This window comes from Streptomyces sp. A1277 (assembly GCF_004795015.1).
Classification (GTDB): domain Bacteria; phylum Actinomycetota; class Actinomycetes; order Streptomycetales; family Streptomycetaceae; genus Streptomyces.
Map to the genome: position 1 here is coordinate 33,532 of NZ_SSBI01000031.1, position 23,338 is coordinate 56,869.

Here is a 23,338-nt window from a genome sequence, read left to right on the forward strand (position 1 = left end):
GCGGGGCCCGGCACACCGCCGGGCCCCGCGCCTTTCACTCACCTCGGGTATCGGGTGTCATGCGCCTCCCGTCACGGGAAGGACACCACGTTCGACGGAACGGTCGAGGTCCCGGATGTGGGCGATCCGGTGTTGTTGATGACGTGGTTGTACTGGCCCTGGCCGCCGAGGGAGACGACGAGCAGGTCGTGGAACTTCACGCCGGGCTTGACCGGGGCCTCGAAGCCGTGGTCCTGGTGGATGGTGGGGTCGGCGGTGAAGTTGCAGTAGCTGCCGAGTCCCCATGCCTCGTGCGTGTTGACGGAGTCGTCGACCTTGTAGGCCGCGAAGCCCTTGGTGCTGCCGTTCTGGATGGCTGCCTGGTTGGGGGCGTCGTACGCCTTCTCGTTCTGGTAGAAGATCGTCTTGCCGTTCTCGCCGGACCAGCGGACGTCGTACTTGTTGAAGTGCTCCACGAACAGGCCGGTGGCCAGGACGTTGTCGCCGTTGACCTGGAGGCCGTAGTCGGACCGGTTGGTCTCCCAGCCGACGCCCTCGCCGTGGTCGGCGCGCCACAGCCAGGTGTGGTCGATAATCGTGTCGTTGCTGTTGATCACCATGCCCGTGGTGGCCTTGCCGGCGCCCGCGCCGCCGACCCGGACGAAGACGTCCTGGACGCTGGTCGGGTTCGCCGCGTGGCCGGCCGAGGCCCCGTCGGGGCCGACCTGGAGCAGCACCTGCGAGTTCTGCGGGCCGGCGTCGATCAGCAGCCCGGCGAGCTTCACGCCGTCCACGTCACCGACCTTGAGGGCGGTGACCCCGTTGTCCGGGATGATCGTGGCGAGGCCGAGCCCGAGGACGACCGTGTTGGCCCGGTCGATGTTGATCGTCTGGTTGACGTGGTAGATGCCCGGCGTGAACAGCAGGTGCAGGCCCTGCTGGACGGCCGCGTTGATGGTGGCGGCGGAGGCACCCGGCTTGACCACGTAGAACTGGCTCAGCGGGATGGACTCGCCCTGCGGGGTGCCGTTCCAGGAGACGCCGCGTGCGTTGGTGCGCTTGGCCGGGACGAAGACCTTGTAGGCGTTGCCGTCCAGGTAGAGGAAGGGCTTCTCCCGGGAGACCGGGGTGTTGTTGAGCGTGGTGTACGGCGGCTCGGGGAAGCTCTGCGCGGGCGCGCCCTCGACGCCGGAGAACGTCATGTTCCAGACGCCGTTGCCCCAGCTGCCGATGGAGCTGTCGCGGGTGTACCACTGCTGCTGCGAGTACGGTCCGACCTGGCCGTCGATCTTGCTGTCGGCGATGTACCCGCCGCTCGCCCAGCCGTAGCCGTTCGGGGCGAGGTTGAGGCCGCCCTTGACGTGCATCCGGCGGAAGGGCGCCGCCTGCGAGACGGCCCAGCGGTCGGTGCCGTTGACCGGGTTGAGCGCCAGGTTCTCGGCCGAACGCCAGAAGTTCTGCGTGGCGTTGCCGTTGAACCAGCCCGCGTCGACGGTGACGTCACCGTTGAACGTGGTGTCGTCCGGCTTGAGCCCGAGTCCGGCGATCGAGGTGTAGAAGCCGATCTGGGCGTTGATGTTGTTGTACGTGCCCGGCTTGAACATCAGCGCGTAGCGGCCGGTGCCGAACTGCGCCGACTCCTGCTGGTGGAAGATCTCGTCGACCTTGGCCTGGATGTTGGGCGTCGACGGGTCGAAGACCAGGACGTTGGGGCCGAGGTCGCCGCCACCGGGGATCTGCGGACCGCCGCCGCCACCGGTGGTGCCGAACACCTGGAACTCCCAGAGGGAGTACCCGTACTGGGTGGCACGGGCGGTGCCGGTCAGCCGGACGTAGCGGGCGGTGCCGGAGACGTTCAGCGTCTCGTTGCCGCCGGGGCCCGTGGTGGTCGAGTAGGCGGTGCTCCACGTGGAGTCGTCCGTGGAGAACTCGATGCGGTAGCTCTTGGCGTAGGCGGCCTCCCACTTCAGTGCGATCTGGCTGACCGAGGCGGAGGCGCCCAGGTCGACCTTGATCCACTGCGGGTCGGAGAAGGCACTCGACCAGCGGGTGCCGTTGTCGCCGTCCACGGCGGCGGTGGCGGGGGTACCGGCGCCTTCCTGGCTGGACGTGGTCACCGTCTTGCCCTGCGAGAGCAGGGAAGGGGCCGCGCTGGCGGAGGTCGAGGGAACGAAGGCCAGGAGCGAGACGACGAGACCGGCGACGGCGGCCAGCACGCCGGTACGTCTTCTTCCGGACGAAGGTGCGGGTCTGTGGAGCAAGGGGGGTCCATACATGGGGGAATGTCTCCTGAGTCGCGGAACGGGTGCACGACACGAAGCCGGAGAGCGCTCTCTCCGGCCGATGGGGATACTTCTCCCTCGCTCCCCTTGCGTCAATAGGTGTGCAACAACCGCTTCTCCAGACGCCCTTGAGGACAACAGTTGACGACGGATACCTCACGAGTGTCCGCATTGAAGGCGGCTTGAGGGCAACCGCGCAAGGGAACTGACAGGCCATCGATTCAGGTGATGACAGGGCGCGTACGGGGAGTGACTGCGGCGGAACGGGTCGTTGCCACCGCAACCAAGCGGCGCGCGAGACCGGCCGCCCGCACCGGGCACCGCGAACTCCCGCGCCTGTTACCGGACATGTGGCCGCAGCCCCGGGGACAGCGGGCCCGGGTGCTCGCTATCCTCCGGGCATGAGCCGTAGACGTGGCGCACAGCGCGCCGCTGACCAGGCACGACGGGGTCCCGGATGACCGGCACGACGGCCCCTGTCGCCGCGGGGCCCCGGGGCGCCCGGGCATGGCGGGCGTTCGGCACCCGGCTGCGTCACTGGCGCCGGCGGGCCGGACTCACCCAGGCCCAGGTGGGCCTCCGGGTCGGCTACGACCACACCGCCATCAGCAAACTCGAACACGGCACCCGCAGGACCCCGCTCCCGCTGGCCCGCCGCCTGGACCACCTGCTGGCGGCCGGCGGCGACCTGCTGGCCGCCTGCGAGGAGGCCGAGGCGCGGGAGCGGGCGGAAGCCGTATCCGACGTGCGGGGCCCGGTTCCGGAGCCGGCCGGGCAGGGGCCGCTGCCCGGCGAACCCGCGGGCGGAACGCTCGCGGCGATGCTCCCGCCCGGGACCGTCCTGCCCGCGCGGCTGCCCGCCTACGGCCTGGCCTGCCCGGTGCACGGCCGGGACGGCTGCGCGGTCCCGGCGCTGCCCGATGTGGTGGCCCTGCACGCCCGGTTCTGCTCGCTCGGCCCGGACACCTCGTCCCACCCGGCCCTGGACACCGACACCGTGCACGCCCTGACCGCGCTGCTCGCCGTCTGCCTGCGCGCGGACGAGGAGCGCGCCTGGCCGGAGGCGACCGCCGTCGTCGAGCGCACCCTGCACGCGATGCTCCGCTGGATGGCCCTCCCGGCCGCCCCCTATCAGGGTCAACTCGCGCCGCTGGCAGCCGAGTACGCCCAGTCGGCGGGCTGTCTGCGGCTGCTGCGGGGGCGCAACGGCACGGCGATGGCCTGGCTCGACCGCTCCCTGCTGTGGGCGGCGACGGCCGGGCATGTCGGGGCCCAGGTGGCGGCCCTGAGCGATATGAGCACCCTCGCCCGGCTGGAGGGCGACGGCCCCTCCGCGGTCGCGTACGGCGAAGCCGTCCACCGGGCCGCCGCGGGCCGGCCCTGGGCGGGTGCCATGAGCGATCTGTACCAGGCGCGCGGCCACGCGGTCCGCGGCGACGCCGACCGCACCCTGCACCACATCGGCCGCGCCTGGTCGCAGATGGACCGGGCCGGCGAGCGGGACGAGGCGGAGGCGCCCTGGCTCTCCGTCGCCTCCGTGCGGCTGCGGGTCGAATCCGGCGCCGCCGGAGCCCTGCGCGATCTCGCCGCCGCGACCGGGGAGCGCCGCTACGCCCTCCGCGCCCTGGACGCGGCCGGCACCGCGATCCGGCTGCTGCCGCCCGGCATGCACTCGGCCCGTATGCTGTTCCTGGCCCGGACGGCCGACGCCTACGTCTGCGCGGGGGAGCCGGCCGCGGCGTCGGCCGTCGCCGGGCCCCTCCTGGACAGCACCGAGGTGCACCCCTCCACGCTGCTCGGGCAGGAACTGCGCGGGCTGCACGGCAGACTGGCCGGCCGCACCGGCGGCCGGCCCGAGATCGACGACTTCGTGCGCAGACTGGCCGCCGCGGTCCGCTGAGGCCCACGGCGGCGGAAGCGGGGCGTGTCCTCCACGCCCCGCCCCCTCGAACACGCCCCCGTCGCCGGATCAGCTCACATCGAGGGCCACATCGTCCACGACGAAGCTGGTCTGCAGGTAGGCGTCCTCCTTACTGGTGAACCCGAGCGTCACCGTCTGCCCGGCGGCCGACGCCACGTCGAAGGTCTGCTGGACATAGCCGTTGCTCGCGTCGAGGTTCGAGTACGTGGCCAGTGTCCGGGACCCCAGCTTGACGGTGAAGGTGTCGTACGCCTGCCCCCACGCCGACTCGGCGGAGTCGGTGCGCAGGTAGAACGACAGCCGGTAGGCCGAGCAGCCCGCCGGCACGGTCAGCGACTGCGTCGCGGTGTCGCTGTGGGTACTGCCCCAGCCGCCGAACCACGCCTGGTACGAGCCGCTGTGCGCGGGCTTCTCGGAGGTCCGGTTGTTGATGACGCCGTCCGTCTGCGTCCAGGGTGCCGTCCCGTTCTCGAAGCCGCCGTTGGCGACCACCTGCCGCGGCTGGCAGCTGCCCCCGCCACCGACCACGAGCGAGTACGTGGTGGTGTGGGTGGCGGTGCCGGTCCCGGTCACGGTGAGGGTGTACGTGCCCGCCGCGGTCTGCGCCCCGGCGGAGACGGTCATGGTGGCCGAGGACCCCGACTGCACCGAGGACGGCGCGAAGGAGACCGTGACACCGCTCGGCGCGCCCGAGGCCGTGAGCCGCACGCTCTGCGCGGCGCCGCCGGTGGTGGCCGTGGACACGGTCGCGGTGGCGGACCCGCCCGGCTGGACGTTCCCGGAGACCGGGTTCACCGAGACGGAGAAGTCGTCGGCCGGTGCGGTGGCGCCGACCGCGGTCTTCCACAGCGTGTAGGCGACCCCGTCGGCGCTGCGGTCGAGCGCGGTGGCGTTGATGTTGGAGGTGGTGTCGCACGACTGGTGGTAGCACGGGTCGTACGAACGGCCCGCGGTGCCGCCCCACTTGGCCGCCTGGGCCGAGGTCTTGGTGGCACTGGCACCGGTCGCGTAGCCGGAGGTGGCGATGCCGCCCTGCTGGAAGGAGTAGTCGTCCGACCGTCCCTGGCCCTCGACGTTCTCCTCCGGGGCGAGCCCGAGGGAGGTCCAGTACTCCTTCATCGGGACCGAGGCGGCGGAGTTGAGGTTGTTGATGAAGTAGCCGCCGTTGGCCGAGGCGACCATGTCGAAGTTGTAGTAGGTCTTGATGGCGCTGCGCTGGGCCGACGTCAGCTGATTCACGTAGTGCTTGGAGCCCTGGAGGCCCTGCTCCTCGCCGTTCCACCAGGCGAAGCGGACGTGCTTGGTCATGGCCGGGTTCTGCTGGGCCAGCACGAGGGCGTTCTCCAGCAGGGTCGCGGAGCCGGAGCCGTTGTCGTTGATGCCGGGCCCGGCGGACACGCTGTCCAGGTGGGCGCCGAACATCACGGTGCTGTCGGAGGGGCCGCCCGGCCAGTCCGCGATCAGGTTGTTGCCGGGATAGGTGCAGGTGGTGCAGGTCTGCTCGCTGACGGTGTATCCGGCCGCCTGGAGCTTGCCCTTCACATAGGCGAGCGAGGCGGTGTAGCCGCTGCTGCCGGCCCGCCGGTTGCCGCCGTTCTGCGAGGCGATGGTCTGGAACTGGGCGAGGTGGGCCTGCACGTTGGCGACGCCGATGTCGGGCGGCGTGCCGCCCGGGCTGCCGCCGCCGTCGGTGACGGTCAGTGTGTACTGCGCGGTGTGCTCCTGGGCGCCCGCGCCCTTCACGGTGAAGGTGTAGGACCCGGGCGCGGCGGCCGGCGTCGTCGAGACCGTCATGGCCGAGGTCGAGCCGGACTGCACGGAGGAGGGGCTGAAGGAGACGCTGACGCCGCCGGGCAGGCCGCTCGCGGACAGGTTCACCGTCTGGGCGCTGCCGGAGGATACGGTGGTGCGCACGGTGGCCGTGACCGTGTTGCCCGCCTTCACCGAGCCGGAGGCCGGGTCGAGGGAGAGCGAGAAGTCATTGTCGGCGCTCGGCGTGCAGGTGGGGTCACCGCTCTGGGCGGGGACGCTGATCGCGTCCCACGCCGCCTTCGTACGGCTGTGCAGCACGCAGGTGGCGTCGAGGTTCTTGGCCGCGGTGAGGGTGGCCGTGCGGTAGCGCTTGTAGGTCATGCCGCTGGTCTTGAGGAGCATGCCGCCGTAGAAGACCTTGCCGGCGCTCTGGATGCCCACGCCGGTGACCGCGGAGTTGTTGCAGGTGGGGCTGGAGGGCTTGCCGCCGCCCGGGTTCGAGCCCTCGGCCAGCAGGTAGAACCAGTGGTTCAGCGGACCGGCCGCCGCGTGCTCCTCGGTGTTGGGTATGGAGGAGCTGTAGCAGTTCGGGTCGCCGATCTGGCCGGGGTTGTACATGATCCGGATCGGCCCGTTGCCGACGAGGTTGATCTTCTCGCCGACGGTGTAGTCCGGGTCGTCGTACGGGGCCGGCTCGTTGGTGTACGCCTCGGTCAGCGCCCCCATGATGTCGCCGGTGGCCTCGCCGAGCCCGGACTCGTTGTTGGCGCCGCCCGGTGTGTACTGGTCGATGCCGTGGCCGAACTCGTGGCCCACGACGTCCATGGCGCCGATCCACTGGTTGGCCTGGTTGTGGCCGATGGAGACCGTTGACCCGTCCCAGTACGCGTTGACGTCGTTCAGGCCGACCTTGACGGGCCAGCTGCGGCCGTTGCCGTCGTGGCCGTTGCGCCCGAGCCAGTCGCGCAGCATGTCCCACTCGTGCTGGGCCGCCCACATGACGTCGACGCAGCCGGTCTCCTTGCTGGAGGCGCTGCCGGTGCCCCAGGAGTCGGTCGACTTGGTGAAGACGCCGCCGGTGCTGTAGTCGGCGCAGCTCAGTCCGGGGCGGCTCGGGTCGCGCAGCGAGTAACTGCCGCCGGAAGCCGCCGTGTTGATGGAGAGCGGGGAGGGCCCGTTCCACTGGCTGTTGCCCGTGCCGGCCTTGACGTCGTCGTAGCTGTCGAGTACCGCCCCGGTGCCCGCGTCGACGAAGACGTGCAGCCGGCTCGGCGCCTTCTCGCTCCGGCCGGTGAGCACGGTCTCCCAGGCGAGCCGGGAGCGCTCGCCGGTGGCCCGTACGACGAGCCGGTGGCTCTCGACCCGCTCCACCGAACGCAGCTGTTTGCGGGAGGCGGCTTCGGCCGACTTCGCCGAAACCGTCGCGGTCGTGGGCACGTTGATGCGCCGGGAGACCGCCGACTGCGAGCCGCGGACCCGCCCCTTCGAGTCGGCCACCACGACGGCGTCGCCGCCGACGACCGGCAGGCCGCGGTAGGTGCGTTCGTACGCGACGGAGTAGAGGCCGTTGACCCACGGGGTCACCATCTGGCGCTCGTAGCGCTCGTCCGGGCCCTTGGCCAGGGAGTCGAGCCCGCTGGCGGCCGCCCGGTCGGCGGCCGACACGGCGGCGGTGAGTGCCGTGGGGCCGGGGGTCGGTGACGGTTCTGCGGCTGCTGGTGGACCGCTGATGGCGACCAGCATTCCGGCGAGGACGGCCAGGGTTGTCCCGGCCGTCATCGGTCTGCGTTTCATCGAGGCTCCTCGTTTCGTGGGGACCTCGGTCACGGGCACCGGCGTGGGGAGACGCACCCGCCCGTGCGGCAGCCGCGCGCCGTCCGTCCGGGTGGTGTCCGTGATCGAGCGACCGAACACTCACACGTCGTCATGACCCCGTCAACGAACTGCGGGCGCGCGAAAGGGGGTTGGCAAGTCTGGTCAAGTCGCCCCGCGACGGCGCGCGGCGGCGCACGCGCGTGCGGGAAGGGGTGGGGCGGGGATGGACAGGCGGCGAGGCGGAAGCTATCCTGCACTCTCACCAGAAACGGCGATCGGCACGCAACTGTCAAAGTTACCGTATCACTCAATCGGCAATTCCGCAAGCTCTCTGGCGCCCCCTCATACGGCGGCCTCCCCAACGGCACCCACACGGAAGGCAACAGCCTTGATCTCGCACTCCCTCGGCGCAGCGGCCGCAGGCACCTGGCGGCTCGGCGACCTCACCGTCAACCGCATCGGCTTCGGCGCCATGCGGCTGACCCAGAACGGCGCGGCGTTCAGCAGTGAGCGCACCCCGCACGACCGGGACCGGGCCGTCGCCGTGCTGCGCCGCGCCGTCGAACTCGGCGTGAACCACATCGACACGGCGGCCTTCTACTTCTCACCCCTGCGCTCCGCCAACGAGCTGATCAACCGGGCGCTCGGCCCCTACCCGGACGACCTGGTCATCACCACCAAGGTCGGTCCCGGGCGCGGCCCCTGCGGCGACTGGCTGGACTGGGCCCGGCCCGAGCAGCTGCGCGGCCAGGTCCAGGAGAACATCCGCCAGCTCGGCCGCGACCACCTCGACGTGGTGAACCTGCGGGTGAACCGGCCCGACCCGATCGGCGACTGGTTCGGCGCCCTGGCCGAACTGCGCGAGGAAGGACTCATCCGCCACTTGGGCCTGTCCAACGTCTGGCCCGAGCAGATAGCCGAGGCCCGGGCCATCGCACCGGTCGTCTGCGTGCAGAACCGCTACGGCATCGGCGAGCGGCGCCCCGACTCCCAGGAGGTGCTGCGCATGTGCGGCGAGCTGGGCATCGCCTTCGTCCCCTTCTACGCGATCGCCGGTGCCGGCCGTGAGTCCGGGGCCACCGACGCCGCCGAGCACGAGGCGCTGGTCGACGTCGCCCGCGCCCATGACGCCTCGCCGGCCCAGGTCCGGCTGGCGTGGACGCTCCAGCAGGGCCCGCACGTCCTGGCCATCCCGGGCACCGGCGACCCCGCCCACCTGGAGGCCAACGTGGCGGCGGGCGCCCTGCGGCTCGCCGACGACGAGATGCTGCGGCTCACCGCGCTCGGCCAGTCCGCCGGGACGGCCGTAGCATGATCCCCATGGAGCAGCGCGAACTGGGCAGGACCGGACGGAACGTATCGGTCGTCGGACAAGGCACATGGCAACTCGGCGGGGACTGGGGGGAGGTCCGCGAGGCGGACGCCCTCGGGGTGCTCGACGCGGCCGTCGAAGCGGGCGTCACCTTCTTCGACACGGCGGACGTGTACGGGGACGGGCGGAGCGAACAGCTCATCGGCCGCTATCTCAAGGAGCGGCCCGACGCCGGGGTCTTCGTCGCGACGAAGATGGGCCGCCGCGCCGACCAGCTGCCGGAGAACTACACCCTGGACAACTTCCGTACGTGGAACGACCGGTCCCGCGCCAACCTCGGCGTCGACACCCTCGACCTCGTACAGCTGCACTGCCCGCCCACCGCCGTCTACGCCTCCGACGAGGTGTACGACGCGCTCGACACGTTGGTCGCCGAGCAGCGGATCGCGGCCTACGCGGTGAGCGTGGAGACGTGCGCCGAGGCGTTGACGGCCATCGCCCGTCCGGGCGTCGCGAGCGTGCAGATCATCCTCAACCCCTTCCGCCTCAAGCCGTTGGACGAGGTCCTGCCGGCGGCGCAAGCGGCCGGAGTCGGCATCATCGCCCGGGTGCCGCTCGCCTCCGGGCTGCTGTCGGGCAAGTACACCGCGGACACCGTCTTCGCCCCCGGGGACCACCGCACGTACAACCGGCACGGCGAGGCGTTCGACCAGGGCGAGACCTTCTCCGGCATCGACTTCGAGACCGGTGTGGCCGCCGCCGCGGAGTTCGCCGCGCTCGCCCCCGAGGGCGCGACCCCGGCGCAGACGGCGCTGCGCTGGATCATCCAGCAGCCGGGTGTCACCAGCGTCATCCCCGGAGCGCGCTCGACGGAGCAGGCGCGGGCCAACGCGGCCGCCGCCGCGCTCGACCCGCTGCCGCAGAGCACGCTCGACGCGGTGCGGGACCTCTACGACCGCCGGATTCGCGCGGCGGTCCACGACCGCTGGTAGCAGGCGCCGGTCACCGGCCGGCCCCCGGCGTCTGCGGCGCGTTCGTCGACGTACCGCCGTCCGGGGTGCTGGCCGAGCCGGTGTCGGGGGCGAACAGGCTCATACCCAGGTACACGGCGGCCAGGAAGGCGATCACGCCCGCGATGGCGCTGGCCACCCGGGGCCGTCGCCGGATCGCCTCGCCGGCGGTGCGGCGCCGGGCGTTGCCGCTGCGGGTGTTCCCGCTCCGGGACGCCGCGCGCCGGCCGTGCCCGGAGGTCTGCGGCAGCCGGTAGGTGGTCGGAGCGCCGGACTCCGCTCCGGGGGCCGGCGCACCCGGGGCGGGGCGCGGGGCGGGCGGTGCCTGGTAGGCGGCTGCCGGGGGCGGCGTCAGCGCCGGGGCGGGCTGGTGCGGCGGCAGGGCCTCGGCCCGGCCCCGCCAGGCGTCGCTGTGGAACCAGTCGGCGACCTGCTGGGCGGTGGGCCGGTCCTCCGGCTGCTTGGCGAGCAGGCTCAGCAGGTAGGCGTCGAACGCGGCGGACACGTCCACGCCCCGCTGCCGCAGGGGCACGGGCGGCGTGTCCACGTGCTGGTAGAGGGTGGCGGTGGCGGTGTCCGAGCGGAACGGCGGCTGCCCGAGCAGCAGTTGGTAGATCACGCAGCCGAGCGAGTACATGTCGGAGGCGGCGTCCGCCGTGCGGCCGAGCGCCCGCTCAGGGGCGAGGTAGAGGCTCGTACCGACGATGTGGCCCGTCGTGGTCAGCGCGGCGGAGGGGTCGTCCACGAACTGGGCGATGCCGAAGTCGCCGATCTTGACGGTGCCCTCGCCGTCCAGCATCAGGTTCCCGGGCTTGATGTCGCGGTGGACGATGCCCTGCCGGTGCGCGGCGGCCAGTCCGGCGGCGGCCTGTCCGGCGATGCGGGCGGCCTGCTCGGGGCCCAGCCGCTCCTGGGCCAGGAGCAGGTCGGCCAGGCTTCTGCCCTCGACGAGCTCCATCACGAGGAAGAGCCGGTCCTCCCAGGCCCCGAAGTCGAAGACCGCCACCAGATGGGGATGGCTCAGCCGGGCGGCGGTCTGTGCCTCCAGCCGGAACCGGGCGGTGGCCGACTCGTCGGCGTGTTCACCCAGGAGCAGCTTCACGGCGACCGCGCGGCCGAGGACTTCGTCGGTGGCCCGCCAGACCTCGCCCATGCCACCCCGGCCGATGGCGGATATCAGCCGGTACCGACCAGCAACCAGCACCTGTGCACACCTGTCTCGAATAGTTCGGGCCTCGCGCGCGGCCCGGACCGAGGGCCGCTTCGACTGCCGCGGCGGCGGCCTCGTCGGGGACGAGGGCGGGGTGGGGGAGCGCGGCAAGATCAGGATATCCGGCGCGCGGAGCGCGGACGACCGGCGGTCACCGGCCGGGTTCCGGGGGCGCGGTGACGGGCTGCCAGGGCCCGGGCGGCGCGGCGGGGGAGCCCGGTGACGGGCGCTCGTCACCGGCCGCCGGCCGCGGCCCGGCCCACCGACTCGACCAGGGGCAGCACCCGGTGCGGCACGCGTTCGCGCAGCGCCACCTCGGTCCGGGTCCTGACCACGCCGGGCAGCCGGATGAGCCGCTGGATGACGTCCTCCAGGTGCCCGTTGTCCCGTGCCACGACCCGGGTCAGCAGGTCGCCGCCGCCCGTGGTCGAGAATGCCTCCACGATCTCCGGCACGGCGGCGAGGGCCTCACCGACGTCGTCGAGGTGTCCCTGTGTGACCTCCAGGTGCACGAACGCCAGGACCGGGTGGCCGAGCGCGGCGGGGGAGAGGAAAGGGCCGCTCCCGGTGATCACACCGTCCCGTTCCAGCCGGTCGATCCGGGCCTGGAGGGTGCCCCGGGCGATGGACAGGATGCGCGCGTACTCGCGCACGCTCGTCTGCGGCTGTTCGATGAGCAGTCGCAGGATACGGGTGTCGAGTGCGTCCACCGCCATACGTCGCCGGCCTCTTTCGGTCTCGTTCGGGCCAGCGACTGTACCAACGGCTCAGGTGTGTTTCGGGCCGTCCTGCCACTGTCACGGCCGGATGTGCCCCGCGCACGGGCGGGTGGCGCGGGGCACGGACCGGACGTCAGAACTGGACGTCGGAGCAGGCGTAGAAGGCGTTGCCGGTGTCGGCGATCGTCCAGACGCCGAGGATCAGGTGCTTGCCGGACTTCTGCGGCAGCACGCCGGAATGGCTCACCGTCGAGCCCGGCAGCTTCCCGCCGAAGGGCACGGTCAGGAACGGCTGCGGCTCCAGGTCGGCCCGGGTGAGCGGCTTCGTGGGGTCGTAGCCGTCCTTGGTGATGTAGTAGCGGAAGTCGGTCGTGGCGTGGCGGGCCTCGATCCGCCAGTTGAACGTGTAGTTCTGACCGGCGGTGACGTGGGTGGCGGGCCAGGCGCCGCCGCGCGGGTCGTCCAGTTCGGAGAAGCGGCCGATGCCGCCCGAGCAGATGTGGCCGTCGGCCGGTCCGCGGGTGGGGAAGCCCTTGGGGCCCTCGACGCTCGGCGGCTCCCACTGGATCTGCCCGCAGTGCTTGACGGTGCCGATCCCGCAGAGCTGCTGACGGCTGATGGGGGAGTCCGTGTAGCCGTGGCTCTGGGCGGTGCCCGAGGTGGCCAGCAGGGCCGCGCCGGCCAGCCCCAGGCCGGCCAGTAAGGAAGTGATCTTTTTGCGCATACGTCGCTCCTGGAGATGTGGGGTGATGTCCGGAGAGTGCTGCGGTCTAGACCAAGGGTGAGCGTAGCGATGGCAACTTGACATGTCTAGACCAGGGAACGCCGTCCTGGTGAGGGCCCTGGCCGGCCTGGGCGGGTCGATTGCGCCGCTTGTGCCGCACGGTGGTCCGTTGGTAACCCGCTGGCGGCTCGCCGTCCTCATCGATTGGGCCAATGGCGCAGTGAATCGCGTTCAATTTGAGCCAGGATGCACTGGGGTGCTCTCATGTACCTGTCGATGGCGCTGCGGAACCCCGCGGCGCCTTTTTCATGCCGGGACACGGAGACCGGCGGACCGGAGCGGGGGAGCAGCAGTGCTGAAGAGAGCGTTCGTGGCCCGGGACCCGGGACGGCTGCGGCTGCGCGCCGCCTGCCGCGCCGTGCTCGGCATCGGGCTCGCCGTGGTGGTGTGCGGGCTCGCCGGCCACTCGCTCGTCGCGGCCATCACCGGCGGCCTCGCCGCACTGCTCGCCCTGTTCACCGTGCTGGACCCCACCGTCCGGGGGCAGGCCGTCACCACCGCGCTTCTCCCCGCCGCCGGCTTCCCGGTGCTCGCCCTCGCCGCCGTGCTCCACGACCATCCGCTCGCCCGCGACGCCGCCTTCCTCGCGGTCATGGGCGCGGGCGTCTACGCACGGCGGTGGGGACCGCGCGGGCACTCCCTCGGGGTCTTCGCGTTCATGGCGTTCTTCACCACGCAGTTCCTGCACACGCTGCCCCGGCAGCTCCCCGAGCTCTACTCGGCCGTCGCCCTGTCCCTGCTCTCCGCGTCGGCCGTCCGCTTCGGCCTGTGGTGCTACGAGCGCCGGCTGACCGCGCCCGCCGTGCCCGCCCCGCCCGGCGGCACCGGTCTGGCCAGGGTCACCACCCGCCAGGCCCTCCAGGCCACGGCGGGCGGAGCCGTCGCGCTCATGGCCGGACAACTCATGTCCGACCAGCGCTGGTACTGGGCCGTCGGCGCCACCTGGTGGGTCTTCGTCAACACCGCCTCGCGCGGCGAGACGCTGGTACGCGGCTTCCGCCGGGTCCTGGGCACGCTCATCGGCATCCCGGTCGGACTCGCCGTCGTCGTCCCCCTGCACGGGGCACCCGTCCCCACCGCCCTGCTCGTCGCCGCCGCAGTGTTCGGCATCTTCTACACGGCCGCGGTCTCCTACACCTGGATGATGCTCTCCGTGACGGTCATGGCCGGGGCGCTCTACGGCTCCCTCGGCGTGCTCGACCCCGGGCTGCTGGCCCTGCGGCTCGGCGAGACGGCCGTCGGCGCGCTCGGCGCGATGCTCGCCGTGCTGTTCGTCCTGCCGGTCACCACCCACGCCACCACCGACGCCTGGATCCAGCGGGCCCTGCGCTGCGTGCACGCCTGCACGGAGGAGGCCGCGGCCCGGCTCTCCGGCTCGCCCACCGCCGACCCGGCGCCGCGCGTCGCGGAGCTGGAGGCGCTTCTCGGCCGCGTCCGGCTCTCGCTCGCCCCGCTGGTCCACCCCCTGAGCCCGCTGCGCGCCCGCCGGGCCCGGGCCGGACACGTGCTGGCCCTGCTGGACGAGTGCGCGCGCGAGGTACGGGGCCTGGCCTCGGTGGCCGCCGACCCGGAGGCATCCCACGACGCCCGGCTCGCCGCCGCCTGCTGGCGTGTCGAGAGCGCCGTGGAGGCGCTGACGGCCCCCGAGCGGCCCGCCCGTACAGCGGTCGCCGCCGCCCTCCCGGCGCACCCCGCCGTGACCGAGCCCGCGCTCGCCCACCTGCACAGCCTGGAGCGCGCACTCGCCGAACTCGCCGCGCCCCTGCACAGCCCGCCGGGCGCACCCCCGGCCGCCACCGCCTGATCCAACCCTTGGTCCGGACCGCACCCGGGCACTGCTACCGTCGCGGCGGAAGATCACGACGGCCGCGGCCGCCGCGATCAGTCGGCGGAGAGGAGCAGTGCGGTGGACAGCAGCAATGGTGCGGGCCGGGCATTCATCGGGTCGTTCACCTCGGCGGGCGGGCGGGGCGTCACCGTCGCCGCCGTCGACCAGGAGACCGGAGCGCTCACGGTCCTCGGCGCGACGGACGCCGTACCGGACCCGTCCTACCTGGCGCTCGGCCGGGGCAGGGGCCCCGGCGGTACGGTCCTCTACGCCGTCAGCGAGAGGGAACCGGGCGCGGCCGCGGCCCTCGACATCACCGAGGACATCCCGCGCCCGCTCGGCGAGACGCGGCCGGTGGACGGCGACGGCCCCACCCACCTCGCCCTCGCGGCGGGCCACCTGGTCACCGCGAACTACGGCTCGGGCAGTGTCAGCGTGCTGCCCGTCACCGACGACGGCTCGCTCGGCCCCGTCGCGGCCGTCCTCGCCCACGAGGGCGGCGGGCCGGTCGCGGACCGCCAGGAGGGCCCGCACGCCCACCAGGTGCTGCCCGACCCGTCCGGGGACTGGGTGCTCAGCGTCGACCTCGGCACCGACTCGGTACGCGTCTGCGCGCTCGACCCGGCCACCGGGGAGCTGCGCCCGCACGGGGAGACGGCACTGCGCCCCGGCACCGGCCCCCGCCACCTGGCCTTCCACCCCGCGGGTGGCCACGCCTACGTGCTGAACGAGCTGGAGCCCACCCTCACCGTGTGCCGCTGGGACGCCGTCGCCGGCGTCCTGGAACCGGTCGGCGAGACGCCCGTCCTCCCCGACGGCGTGACCGGCGAGAGCTACCCGTCCGAGGTCGTCGTCGCCCACGACGGCCGGTTCCTGTGGGCGGCCAACCGCGGCCACGACAGCATCTCCGTACTCGCGCTCGACGCGACCGGCGAGCAGGCGTCCCTCGTCACGACCGTGGGCTGCGGCGGGCACTGGCCGCGCGACCTCGCGCTCGACCCCACCGGGCGCCGGCTGTACGCGGCCAACGAGCGCAGCGGGAACGTCGCCTGGTTCACCGTGGACCCGCAGACCGGCATCCCTTCCCACGAAGGCTCCCTGGACGCCCCGGCGGCCTCCTGCGTGGTCTTCGCCTGACCGGCGGGGCGCGCCCATGCGCGAGGCCCCGGTGCCGGACTGCCGTCCGGTACCGGGGCCTCGTACGCTCGGAGGTTCAGCGGGCCTGCGCCCCCTGGGCCACCGGGGGAGCGATCCCCAGGGTTGAGGTGTACAGCGACAGCACCAGCTTGCCGATCGCCGGGTACGCGCCCAGCGGCTCGGCGCTCGCGCAGCCGGCCTCCTTCGCCGCCGCGTCCAGCAGGCCCTCCGCCAGCTCCGGGCCCACCAGGTACGGCGCCACGGCCAGTTGCAGCGAGCCGGAGCCCTTCAACTGCTCCGCGATCGAGGCGACCGAACCCTCCACGTCGAGCGCGGCGGCCATCACCGGCACCGCGAGCCGCGCCGCCAGCAGCATGCCCGTGATCCCCGCGGCCCGCACGGCCTCCTCGCCGCCCACCGTGGCGAGCACGATCCCGTCGGCGGCCGTCGCCACCGTGAAGAGCCTCGCCCGGTCCGCACGGGCGAGCCCCGCCTCGGACAGGCGCACGTGCAGCGCCTCGGCCAGCAGGGGGTGCGGACCGAGCACGTCGGTCAGCTCCGCCGGGGCCTCGCTGTCGGTGATCGCCTGACGTATCCGCTGCACCAGGGTGCTGTCCGGACCCGCGAGCAGCGGGACCACCACGGCGGCCGGGCCCTCGGGCTCGGCGACCTCGCGGCCCACGGCCAGCGCCTGCTCGTAGCGCGCGGTGCGCTCGGCGGCGGAGTGCGCGATCACGGAGGCGAGTGCCGGGTACTCGGCGTCGTCGCCGTCGATGTAGCCGATCAGGGCGTTGAGGCCGGGCAGCTCGGAACGGGCGATGCTGATGACCTCTTCGGCCAGTCTGCGGCTGTCCGAAGAAGGCACACCGGGAACGGCGAGAACGAGCGCGGCAGCGCCCTCGGGTGCGACCACGGGCTCCGGGCGGCGGTGCCGTCCGGACTGGCGAGGTCGCGGCATTCGTACAGGCAGGCCGGAAGCGGGCCCAGTGGGGGTGCTCATGGCGCCGCATGCTACTGGTTTTGGATACGCCCCTGCTCGGGGAGGGTCCGGTCGAGCGGCCTCTGTCCGCATTTATCCGATCGGCGGCTTACCGGGCTACTGCCCTGATCTGTCGTCAGCGTCCGCGTCGCCGTTTCCCGAGGTCACCGGCGCGGGCCCCGGCAGGCAGAGCAGTGTCGGATGATGCGGCAGCCTCAGACCGCCGGTGGCCAGGGCCCGGGCGATGCGCAGCGCGCCGATCAGGGGATCACCCGAACCGGGGACCGCCCGTGCCCCCGGCAGCAGCCGCGCCAATTCCTCGCGCAGGGGTACGAGCAACGGCTCGCCCATCCGGAACAGCCCGCCCGTCAGCGCGACTTCGTACCCCTCCTCGTCCGCTCCGGCCTTGGGGCACACCGCAGCGGCCGCCTCCGCGATGTGCGCCCCGGCGGCCCGCAGGATGCCCTCGGCGACCGGGTCCTCGGCCGCGCACGCGGCCACCTCCGGGGCGAACGAGGCCAGCACGGCGGGTCGGTCGACGCGCGGGTAGAGCAGTCCGGGCAGTTCCTGCGGCGGGCCGAACACCGCCTCCAGCCGGGCCAGCAGCGCCGCCGAGCCGCCGCGCCGCCCGTCGTGGGCGCGCATCGCCGCGTCCAGACCGGCCCGCCCGATCCAGGCACCGCCTCCGCTGTCGCCCAGCAGATGCCCCCAGCCGTCGGCCCGCCGCCACCGCGTCAGATCCGTGCCGAGCGCGATCAGACCGGTCCCTGCGGCCACCACCGCGCCGGGCCGCTGCCCGACCGCTCCGGCGTACGCCGTCACCGCGTCGGCCGCGAGCGCGATCCGGTGCACCCCCAGCGCGTCCGCCAGGGCGGCCGGCAGTTCGGCGCGCAACTGGTCGCCGAGCGTGGCCATGCCCGCCGCCCCGACCGCCGCCGCGGTGATCCGGCCGCCGTCGCCGTGCCGGTCGAGCAGCGCACGGGCGGCGGGCAGCGCCTGCTCCAGCAGATGGGCGGCGTCGATGCCGTGGGCGCCGGTGCGCACCGGCCCGCCGCACACGACCGTGTCCAGTGGGGCGTCCGCACCCGGGGTGCCGAGCGCCACCCTGAGCCCGGAGCCGCCCGAGTCCACCCCGAGGACGTACGCACCGGGTTCGCCGGCCGCGTGCCCGTGTGACGTCATGGACCGGCTCCCGGGGGGACGAAGGGGAAGGACGGCAGCACCCTATCGCCGGGGCCCCGCGTTGCGCCGGTAGGGTGATCTTCCGTGACTGCACGACCGTTGAACGAAGTTGTCGAGCCCGGCTGGGCCGAGGCCCTGGCCCCTGTGGCGGGGCGCATCGCCGCGATGGGCGATTTCCTGCGCGCGGAGGTCGCTGCGGGCCGCACCTACCTCCCGTCCGGGGCGAACGTGCTGCGCGCGTTCCAGCAGCCCTTCGACGAGGTACGGGTGCTGATCGTCGGTCAGGACCCCTACCCCACACCGGGCATGGCCATCGGGCTGAGCTTCGCGGTGGCCCCCGAGGTGCGCAGGCTCCCCGGCAGCCTGGAGAACATCTACCGCGAGCTCAACACCGACCTGGGCCTGCCCCGCCCGTCCAACGGCGACCTGACGCCGTGGACGCGCCAGGGCGTGCTGCTGCTGAACAGGGCGCTGACCACCGCGCCCCGCTCGCCCGGCGCCCACCGCGGCAAGGGCTGGGAGGAAGTGACCGAGCAGGCCATCCGCGCCCTGGTCGCCCGGGGCAAGCCGCTGGTGTCGGTGCTGTGGGGCCGCGACGCCCGCAATCTGCGGCCGCTGCTCGGCGACCTGCCGGCCATCGAGTCCGCCCACCCGTCCCCGATGTCCGCCGACCGCGGGTTCTTCGGGTCCAGGCCGTTCAGCCGGGTCAACGAACTCCTGGTGGGCCAGGGCGCCCAGCCGGTGGACTGGCGCCTGCCCTGAGGCGGTTGCGGGGCGGCGGTCACACGTCGACGGCAGCCGCCCGTACGCATAGTACGTCCGGCAGGTGGGAGGCGAGCTGCCGCCAGCTGTCCCCGTCGTCGGCGCTCGCGTACAGCTCGCCGTTGCGGTTGCCGAAGTAGACCCCGGCCGGGTCCGCGTCGTCCGTGCAGAGCGCGTCGCGCAGCACCGTGCCGTAGTGCGCGCTCTCGGGCAGGCCCGCCGTCAGAGGTTCCCAGTGGGCGCCCGCGTCCGTCGTCCGGAAGACCCGGCAGCGGTGCTCGGCGGGCACCCGGTCGGCGTCGGCGTTGATGGGGAAGACGTACGCCGTGTCCGCGCGGTGCGGGTGGGCCGCCACGGCGAAGCCGAAGTCGGAGGGCAGGCCCGCGCCGATGTCCGTCCAGTGGCCGCCGGAGTCGTCGCTGCGGAAGACGCCCCAGTGGTTCTGGAGGTAGAGGCGGTCGGGGTCGGCCGCGTCCCGGCTCACCTTGTGCACGCACTGGCCGAACTCCGGGTCCGGGCCGGGCAGGAAGGCCGCCGAGACCCCCTTGTTGGCCGGGGCCCAGCTGTCACCGCCGTCGGTGGTCCTGAACACCCCGGCGGTGGAGACCGCGACGGTCACCGCCCGGGCGTCGCGCTCGTCGGTCAGGATCGTGTGCAGCCCTTCGCCCCCGCCGCCCGGAACCCAGCGCGAGCGGGTCGGGTGCTCCCACAGCGGGCGCACCAGCTCGAACGACTCGCCCCCGTCCCCGGACCGGAACAGGGCGGCCGGCTCCGTCCCCGCGTACACCACCTCCGGCGCCTCGGGCCCCGCCGGCTGCAACTGCCACACCCGCTCCAGCGAGGTGCCGGTGAACTCGGGGAACTTGACGGCCGGCTCCTTCGGCTCGACCCAGCTCGCGCCCAGATCGTCGGAGTGGAAGACGGACGGGCCCCAGTGGGCGCTGTCCCCGCCGACGAGCAGCCGGGGTGCCTCGCCCCGGGTGTCGATGGCGACCGAGTAGATCGCCTGCGCGTTGAAGTGAGGCCCGTCGAACTCCCAGGTGCCGCCGCGCCGGCGACCGATGAAGAGTCCCTTGCGGGTGCCCACGGTGAGCAGTACCCCAGTCATGACCGAACCTCCCGAAACGCCGTTGTGCCGGATATCCGCCAGTCTGCACCGGGGTACTGACAGCGGCGTGGACGACGGCCCGGGGTGTCCCCGCCCTGGGCGTCAGCGGCAGGGCGGGGCCGTGCTGCTGCGGACCACCAGGTTGGTGGCCAGGTCGACGCGTGTGGTCGCGGGCTGCCGGCCGCGGCCCAGGTCGAGCACCAGGCGGGCCGCGGTCTCGGCCATCTCGATCAGCGGCTGGCGCACCGTGGTCAGCGGCGGCCCGATCCACCGGGTGAGCGGCAGGTCGTCGAAACCGACCACGCTCAGGTCCTCCGGGATGCGCAGACCCAGCTCGCGCGCCGCCTCGTACACGCCGAGCGCCTGGAGGTCGTTGCCGGCGAAGATCGCGGTCGGCCGGTCCGCGGAGCGCAGCAGCTCCATGCCCGCCGCGTAGCCCGCCTCGTGCTGGAACTCGCCCTCGCGGATCAGCGCCGGGTCGATCGGCAGGCCCGCCGTCTCCAGGGCGGCGCGGTAGCCGTCCACCCGGGCCCGGCTGCACATCATCCGGGACGGGCCGCTGACGACGCCGATCCTGCGGTGCCCGAGCCCGGTCAGGTGGCGGGTGGCGGCGAGACCGCCCTGCCAGTTCGTCGTACCGACCGAAGGGATGTCGTCGCCGGGATCGCCGGCCGGGTCGACCACCGCGTACGGGATGCTGCGGCTGGTGAGCTGGGCGCGCTGGGCGGCGGTGAGGTCCGACAGGACCAGGATCGCCCCGACCGGCCGGCGGGCCAGCACCCCGTCCACCCAGGTCTGCCCGGGGCTGAGGCGGCCCGCGCTCTCCGAGAGGACCAGGCTCAGGCCCTCCTCGCGCGCGACGTTCTCGACGCCGCGCACGACCTCCATCGCCCAGGAGCTGTCCAGCTCGTGGAAGACCAGGTCGATCAGTCGCGACTGCGTGGTGGCGCCGCGTCTGCGGCGGTAGCCGTGCAGCAGCAACAACTCCTCCACCTTGGTGCGGGTACTGGGCGCGACATCGGCACGCCCGTTCAGCACCTTCGAAACTGTCGGAGCCGAGACTCCGGCCGCTCGGGCGATTTCCGCCAGCGTGGCAACGCCGTCCGACGACGCTCCGGCAGGCGCATTCTCCTGATGTGACTGGACGTTTGCGGGGCTCATGCAGCGAATCGTAACCGCCGGACGCCTGAAGAGAGGGGCGGGCCCCTCGGGAAAATTCGCTCCACCCGACCTCTTGACTGGCCCGAAACCCGACCGTACGGTTCCGGCAACATTCGCAAGCAACTCCGAAACATTCGACAGGGGTGCGGTCATGCGGTCGGGAATTTTCACTCAGGGCAGGCGCGCGGCGAGATGGACCGCGGCCGGTGCGGCCATGGTCATGGCAGGGGTCCTGGCGGGCTGCGGATCGGACGGCGACAGCGGCGGTGACGGCGGCACCCTCACCGCGTACGTCTACGGCGACGACGCCGTCAAGATCCAGGAAGCGGCCGTCAAGGAGTTCAACAAGACCTCGAAGGTCAAGGTCAAGCTGGTCCCGGTGCCGGGCACCGAGTACGTCAACAAGCTCCGCAGCGCCATGGGCTCGCCCAGCGCCCCGGACATCTTCTACAACTGGGGCGGCGGCTCCATCAAGCCGTACCTCGACGCGGGCCAGCTGGTCGACCTCACCTCGGCCGTCAAGAACGACGCCACCCTCAAGAACGGCTTCCTCCCGTCCATCGTCGAGGCGGGCAGCCTCGACGGAAAGATCTACGGGGTGCCGATGCGCGGCATGCAGCCCGTGATGCTCTTCTACAACAAGACCCTCTTCGCCGAGAACAACGTCGAGGTCCCCAAGACGTGGGAGGACCTGCAGAAAGCCATCACGACCTTCAAGAGCAAGGGCATCACCCCCTTCGCCCTCGGCGGCTCCGACAAGTGGCCCGAGCTGATGTGGATGGAGTACCTGCTCGACCGGATCGGCGGTCCCGACGTCTTCCGGAAGATCCAGAACGGTGACAGCTCGGCCTGGGGCGACCCGGCCGTCCTCAAGGCGGCCCAGACCGTCAAGCAGCTCGTGGACGACGGAGCCTTCGGCAAGAACTTCAACTCCGTCGACTACGGCAACGGCGGCGCCCCCACCCTGCTCAACAAGGGCAAGGCGGCCATGCACCTGATGGGTTCGTGGGAGTACTCGACCCAGCTCGGCAAGGCGCCGAAGTTCGCCAAGGAAAGCCTCGGCTGGGCCAACTTCCCGACCGTGGCCGGCGGCGTCGGCGACCCGGCCGACGTGGTGGGCAACCCCACCAACTACTGGTCGATCAACTCCCGCACCAAGCACAAGGACGCGGCCATAGCCTTCCTGAAGACCATGGCCTCCAAGTCCTACGCCCAGGCCCTGGTCGACAACGGCGACGTGCCCACCACGTCCAACGCCGCCTCCATGCTGAGCGGCTCGCCCAACCCGCAGTTCGCCACCGACCAGTACGAGATGGTCCAGAAGGCCCCGAGCTTCACCCTCTCGTGGGACCAGGCGCTGGAGTCCCAGTACGCCACCCCGCTGCTCACCGAGATCAGCAAGCTGTTCGCCGGCAAGTCCACGCCCGAGCAGTTCGTCGCCGCGATGAAGGCCGTCAAGTAACGATGCCCCACGTCTCTTCGTACACAAAGGTGCGCGGAGGAAGGAAGGCGGCCGCCGGCAACGTCGGCCGCCCCCCGGTCGCCTGGGCCCTGCCCGGCATCGTCTTCTTCGCCCTCTTCGCGATCGTCCCGCTGGGGATCGCCGTCTACCTCTCCTTCTGCCACTGGGACGGGCTGAACTCCCCGACCTCCGTCGGCACGGCCAACTGGACCCGGCTCTTCAAGGACCCGGAGTTCCGCCAGGCCGCCTGGCTCAGCCTGCTCCTCACCACGATCAGCTGGGCCTTCCAGACCCCGGTGGCCCTGCTCCTCGGCGTCTGGGCCGCCGGCCGGCAGCGCAGCCGCGCCGTGCTCTCGGCGATCTTCTTCATCCCGCTGCTGCTCTCCACCACGGCCATCGCGATGCTCTTCCACGCGCTGCTCGACCCCAACTTCGGGGTGATCAAGGAGATCGGGCCCTGGTTCGGCATCGATCCGAACATCATGGGCTCCTCCACCGGCGCCCTGCTCACCGTGGCGTTCGTCGGCGGCTGGCAGTTCATGCCCTTCCACACCCTGATCTACCAAGGCGGCACCCGGCAGATCCCGCAGGTCCTCTACCAGGCGGCGGAGATCGACGGCGCCGGCATGTTCCGGCAGTTCTTCCACATCACCCTGCCGCAGCTGCGCAACACCATCACCACCTCGTCGGTCCTCATGATCGTCGGCTCGCTGACCTACTTCGACACCGTCCTCATCATGACCAAGGGCGGCCCCGGCACCGACACCACCGTGCTGCCGTACCTGATGTACCGCACCGGTTTCCAGACCTACGACCTCGGGTACGCCGCCGCGATCGCGACCGCCCTGGTCGTCGTGGCCACCGCCCTCTCGCTGATCCTGGTCCGCTTCAGCGGCTTCGGGAACATGCGCTCCACCCGGGAAGGTATGTGACGA

Annotated in this window: 17 protein-coding genes; 8 read left to right on the top strand and 9 right to left on the bottom strand. The window is 72.4% G+C overall.

Annotation, left to right across the window (positions count from 1 at the left end; all coding sequences use genetic code 11):
* Positions 1-71: 71 nt before the first annotated feature.
* Positions 72-2,255, bottom strand: a complete 2,184-nt coding sequence (locus tag E6R18_RS20990) for a discoidin domain-containing protein (RefSeq protein ID WP_136318437.1) — start codon at positions 2,253-2,255, stop codon at positions 72-74.
* A 463-nt stretch (positions 2,256-2,718) separates the two neighbouring features.
* Between E6R18_RS20990 and E6R18_RS20995 the strand changes: the two genes are divergently transcribed.
* On the top strand, positions 2,719-4,161 hold the full coding sequence (locus E6R18_RS20995) for a helix-turn-helix transcriptional regulator (RefSeq protein ID WP_136318438.1): 1,443 nt from the start codon (positions 2,719-2,721) through the stop codon (positions 4,159-4,161).
* A gap of 69 nt (positions 4,162-4,230) precedes the next feature.
* On the opposite strand, the gene E6R18_RS21000 is transcribed toward E6R18_RS20995, so the two are convergent.
* Entirely contained in the window at positions 4,231-7,713 is a 3,483-nt protein-coding gene (locus tag E6R18_RS21000) for a M28 family peptidase (RefSeq protein WP_136318486.1), read from the bottom strand.
* A gap of 424 nt (positions 7,714-8,137) precedes the next feature.
* On the opposite strand from E6R18_RS21000, the gene E6R18_RS21005 reads away from it, so the two are divergent.
* Both E6R18_RS21005 and E6R18_RS21010 read left to right on the top strand, forming a co-directional pair.
* Complete coding sequence (locus E6R18_RS21005) at positions 8,138-9,064, top strand: aldo/keto reductase (RefSeq protein WP_136318439.1); 927 nt, start codon at positions 8,138-8,140, stop codon at positions 9,062-9,064.
* The gene (locus E6R18_RS21010; protein ID WP_136318440.1) at positions 9,061-10,053 is read left to right on the top strand and encodes an aldo/keto reductase; all 993 of its coding nucleotides are present in this window, start codon (positions 9,061-9,063) and stop codon (positions 10,051-10,053) included. Before E6R18_RS21005 ends, E6R18_RS21010 begins: the two co-directional genes overlap by 4 nt.
* 10 nt (positions 10,054-10,063) lie before the next feature.
* On the opposite strand, the gene E6R18_RS21015 is transcribed toward E6R18_RS21010, so the two are convergent.
* The 3 genes from E6R18_RS21015 to E6R18_RS21025 form a co-directional block, all read right to left on the bottom strand.
* Positions 10,064-11,275, bottom strand: a complete 1,212-nt coding sequence (locus E6R18_RS21015; protein WP_206308339.1) for a serine/threonine-protein kinase — start codon at positions 11,273-11,275, stop codon at positions 10,064-10,066.
* Positions 11,276-11,514: 239 nt separating this feature from the next.
* The gene (locus E6R18_RS21020) at positions 11,515-11,997 is read right to left on the bottom strand and encodes an Lrp/AsnC family transcriptional regulator (protein ID WP_136318442.1); all 483 of its coding nucleotides are present in this window, start codon (positions 11,995-11,997) and stop codon (positions 11,515-11,517) included.
* A gap of 136 nt (positions 11,998-12,133) precedes the next feature.
* Positions 12,134-12,724, bottom strand: coding sequence for a lytic polysaccharide monooxygenase auxiliary activity family 9 protein (locus tag E6R18_RS21025; RefSeq protein WP_136318443.1), 591 nt, complete (start codon positions 12,722-12,724; stop codon positions 12,134-12,136).
* A 352-nt stretch (positions 12,725-13,076) separates the two neighbouring features.
* On the opposite strand from E6R18_RS21025, the gene E6R18_RS21030 reads away from it, so the two are divergent.
* Complete coding sequence (locus tag E6R18_RS21030; protein ID WP_136318444.1) at positions 13,077-14,588, top strand: FUSC family protein; 1,512 nt, start codon at positions 13,077-13,079, stop codon at positions 14,586-14,588.
* 102 nt (positions 14,589-14,690) lie between these two features.
* Complete coding sequence (locus E6R18_RS21035; RefSeq protein ID WP_136318445.1) at positions 14,691-15,749, top strand: lactonase family protein; 1,059 nt, start codon at positions 14,691-14,693, stop codon at positions 15,747-15,749.
* 76 nt (positions 15,750-15,825) lie between these two features.
* Here E6R18_RS21035 and E6R18_RS21040 read toward each other — a convergent pair whose 3' ends face one another.
* Positions 15,826-16,749, bottom strand: coding sequence for a hypothetical protein (locus E6R18_RS21040; RefSeq protein ID WP_206308340.1), 924 nt, complete (start codon positions 16,747-16,749; stop codon positions 15,826-15,828).
* A 96-nt stretch (positions 16,750-16,845) separates the two neighbouring features.
* Entirely contained in the window at positions 16,846-17,910 is a 1,065-nt protein-coding gene (locus E6R18_RS21045) for a BadF/BadG/BcrA/BcrD ATPase family protein (RefSeq protein ID WP_136318447.1), read from the bottom strand.
* Positions 17,911-17,994: 84 nt separating this feature from the next.
* Here E6R18_RS21045 and E6R18_RS21050 point away from each other — a divergent pair, with 84 nt between their 5' ends.
* Positions 17,995-18,672 (top strand): uracil-DNA glycosylase, encoded by a 678-nt coding sequence (locus tag E6R18_RS21050; RefSeq protein ID WP_136318448.1) that lies wholly within the window; start codon positions 17,995-17,997, stop codon positions 18,670-18,672.
* Between the two features lie 19 nt (positions 18,673-18,691).
* On the opposite strand, the gene E6R18_RS21055 is transcribed toward E6R18_RS21050, so the two are convergent.
* Together E6R18_RS21055 and E6R18_RS21060 are read right to left on the bottom strand one after the other, a co-directional pair.
* A complete protein-coding gene (locus E6R18_RS21055; protein ID WP_136318449.1) occupies positions 18,692-19,780 on the bottom strand; it encodes an exo-alpha-sialidase in 1,089 nt (362 codons plus the stop codon).
* Positions 19,781-19,882: 102 nt separating this feature from the next.
* Positions 19,883-20,941: a LacI family DNA-binding transcriptional regulator gene (locus E6R18_RS21060; protein ID WP_240799801.1), complete on the bottom strand. Its 1,059-nt coding sequence runs from the start codon at positions 20,939-20,941 to the stop codon at positions 19,883-19,885.
* A 214-nt stretch (positions 20,942-21,155) separates the two neighbouring features.
* On the opposite strand from E6R18_RS21060, the gene E6R18_RS21065 reads away from it, so the two are divergent.
* Together E6R18_RS21065 and E6R18_RS21070 are read left to right on the top strand one after the other, a co-directional pair.
* Complete coding sequence (locus E6R18_RS21065) at positions 21,156-22,403, top strand: extracellular solute-binding protein (RefSeq protein ID WP_136318450.1); 1,248 nt, start codon at positions 21,156-21,158, stop codon at positions 22,401-22,403.
* 2 nt (positions 22,404-22,405) lie between these two features.
* On the top strand, positions 22,406-23,335 hold the full coding sequence (locus tag E6R18_RS21070) for a sugar ABC transporter permease (RefSeq protein ID WP_136318451.1): 930 nt from the start codon (positions 22,406-22,408) through the stop codon (positions 23,333-23,335).
* Positions 23,336-23,338: the final 3 nt, after the last annotated feature.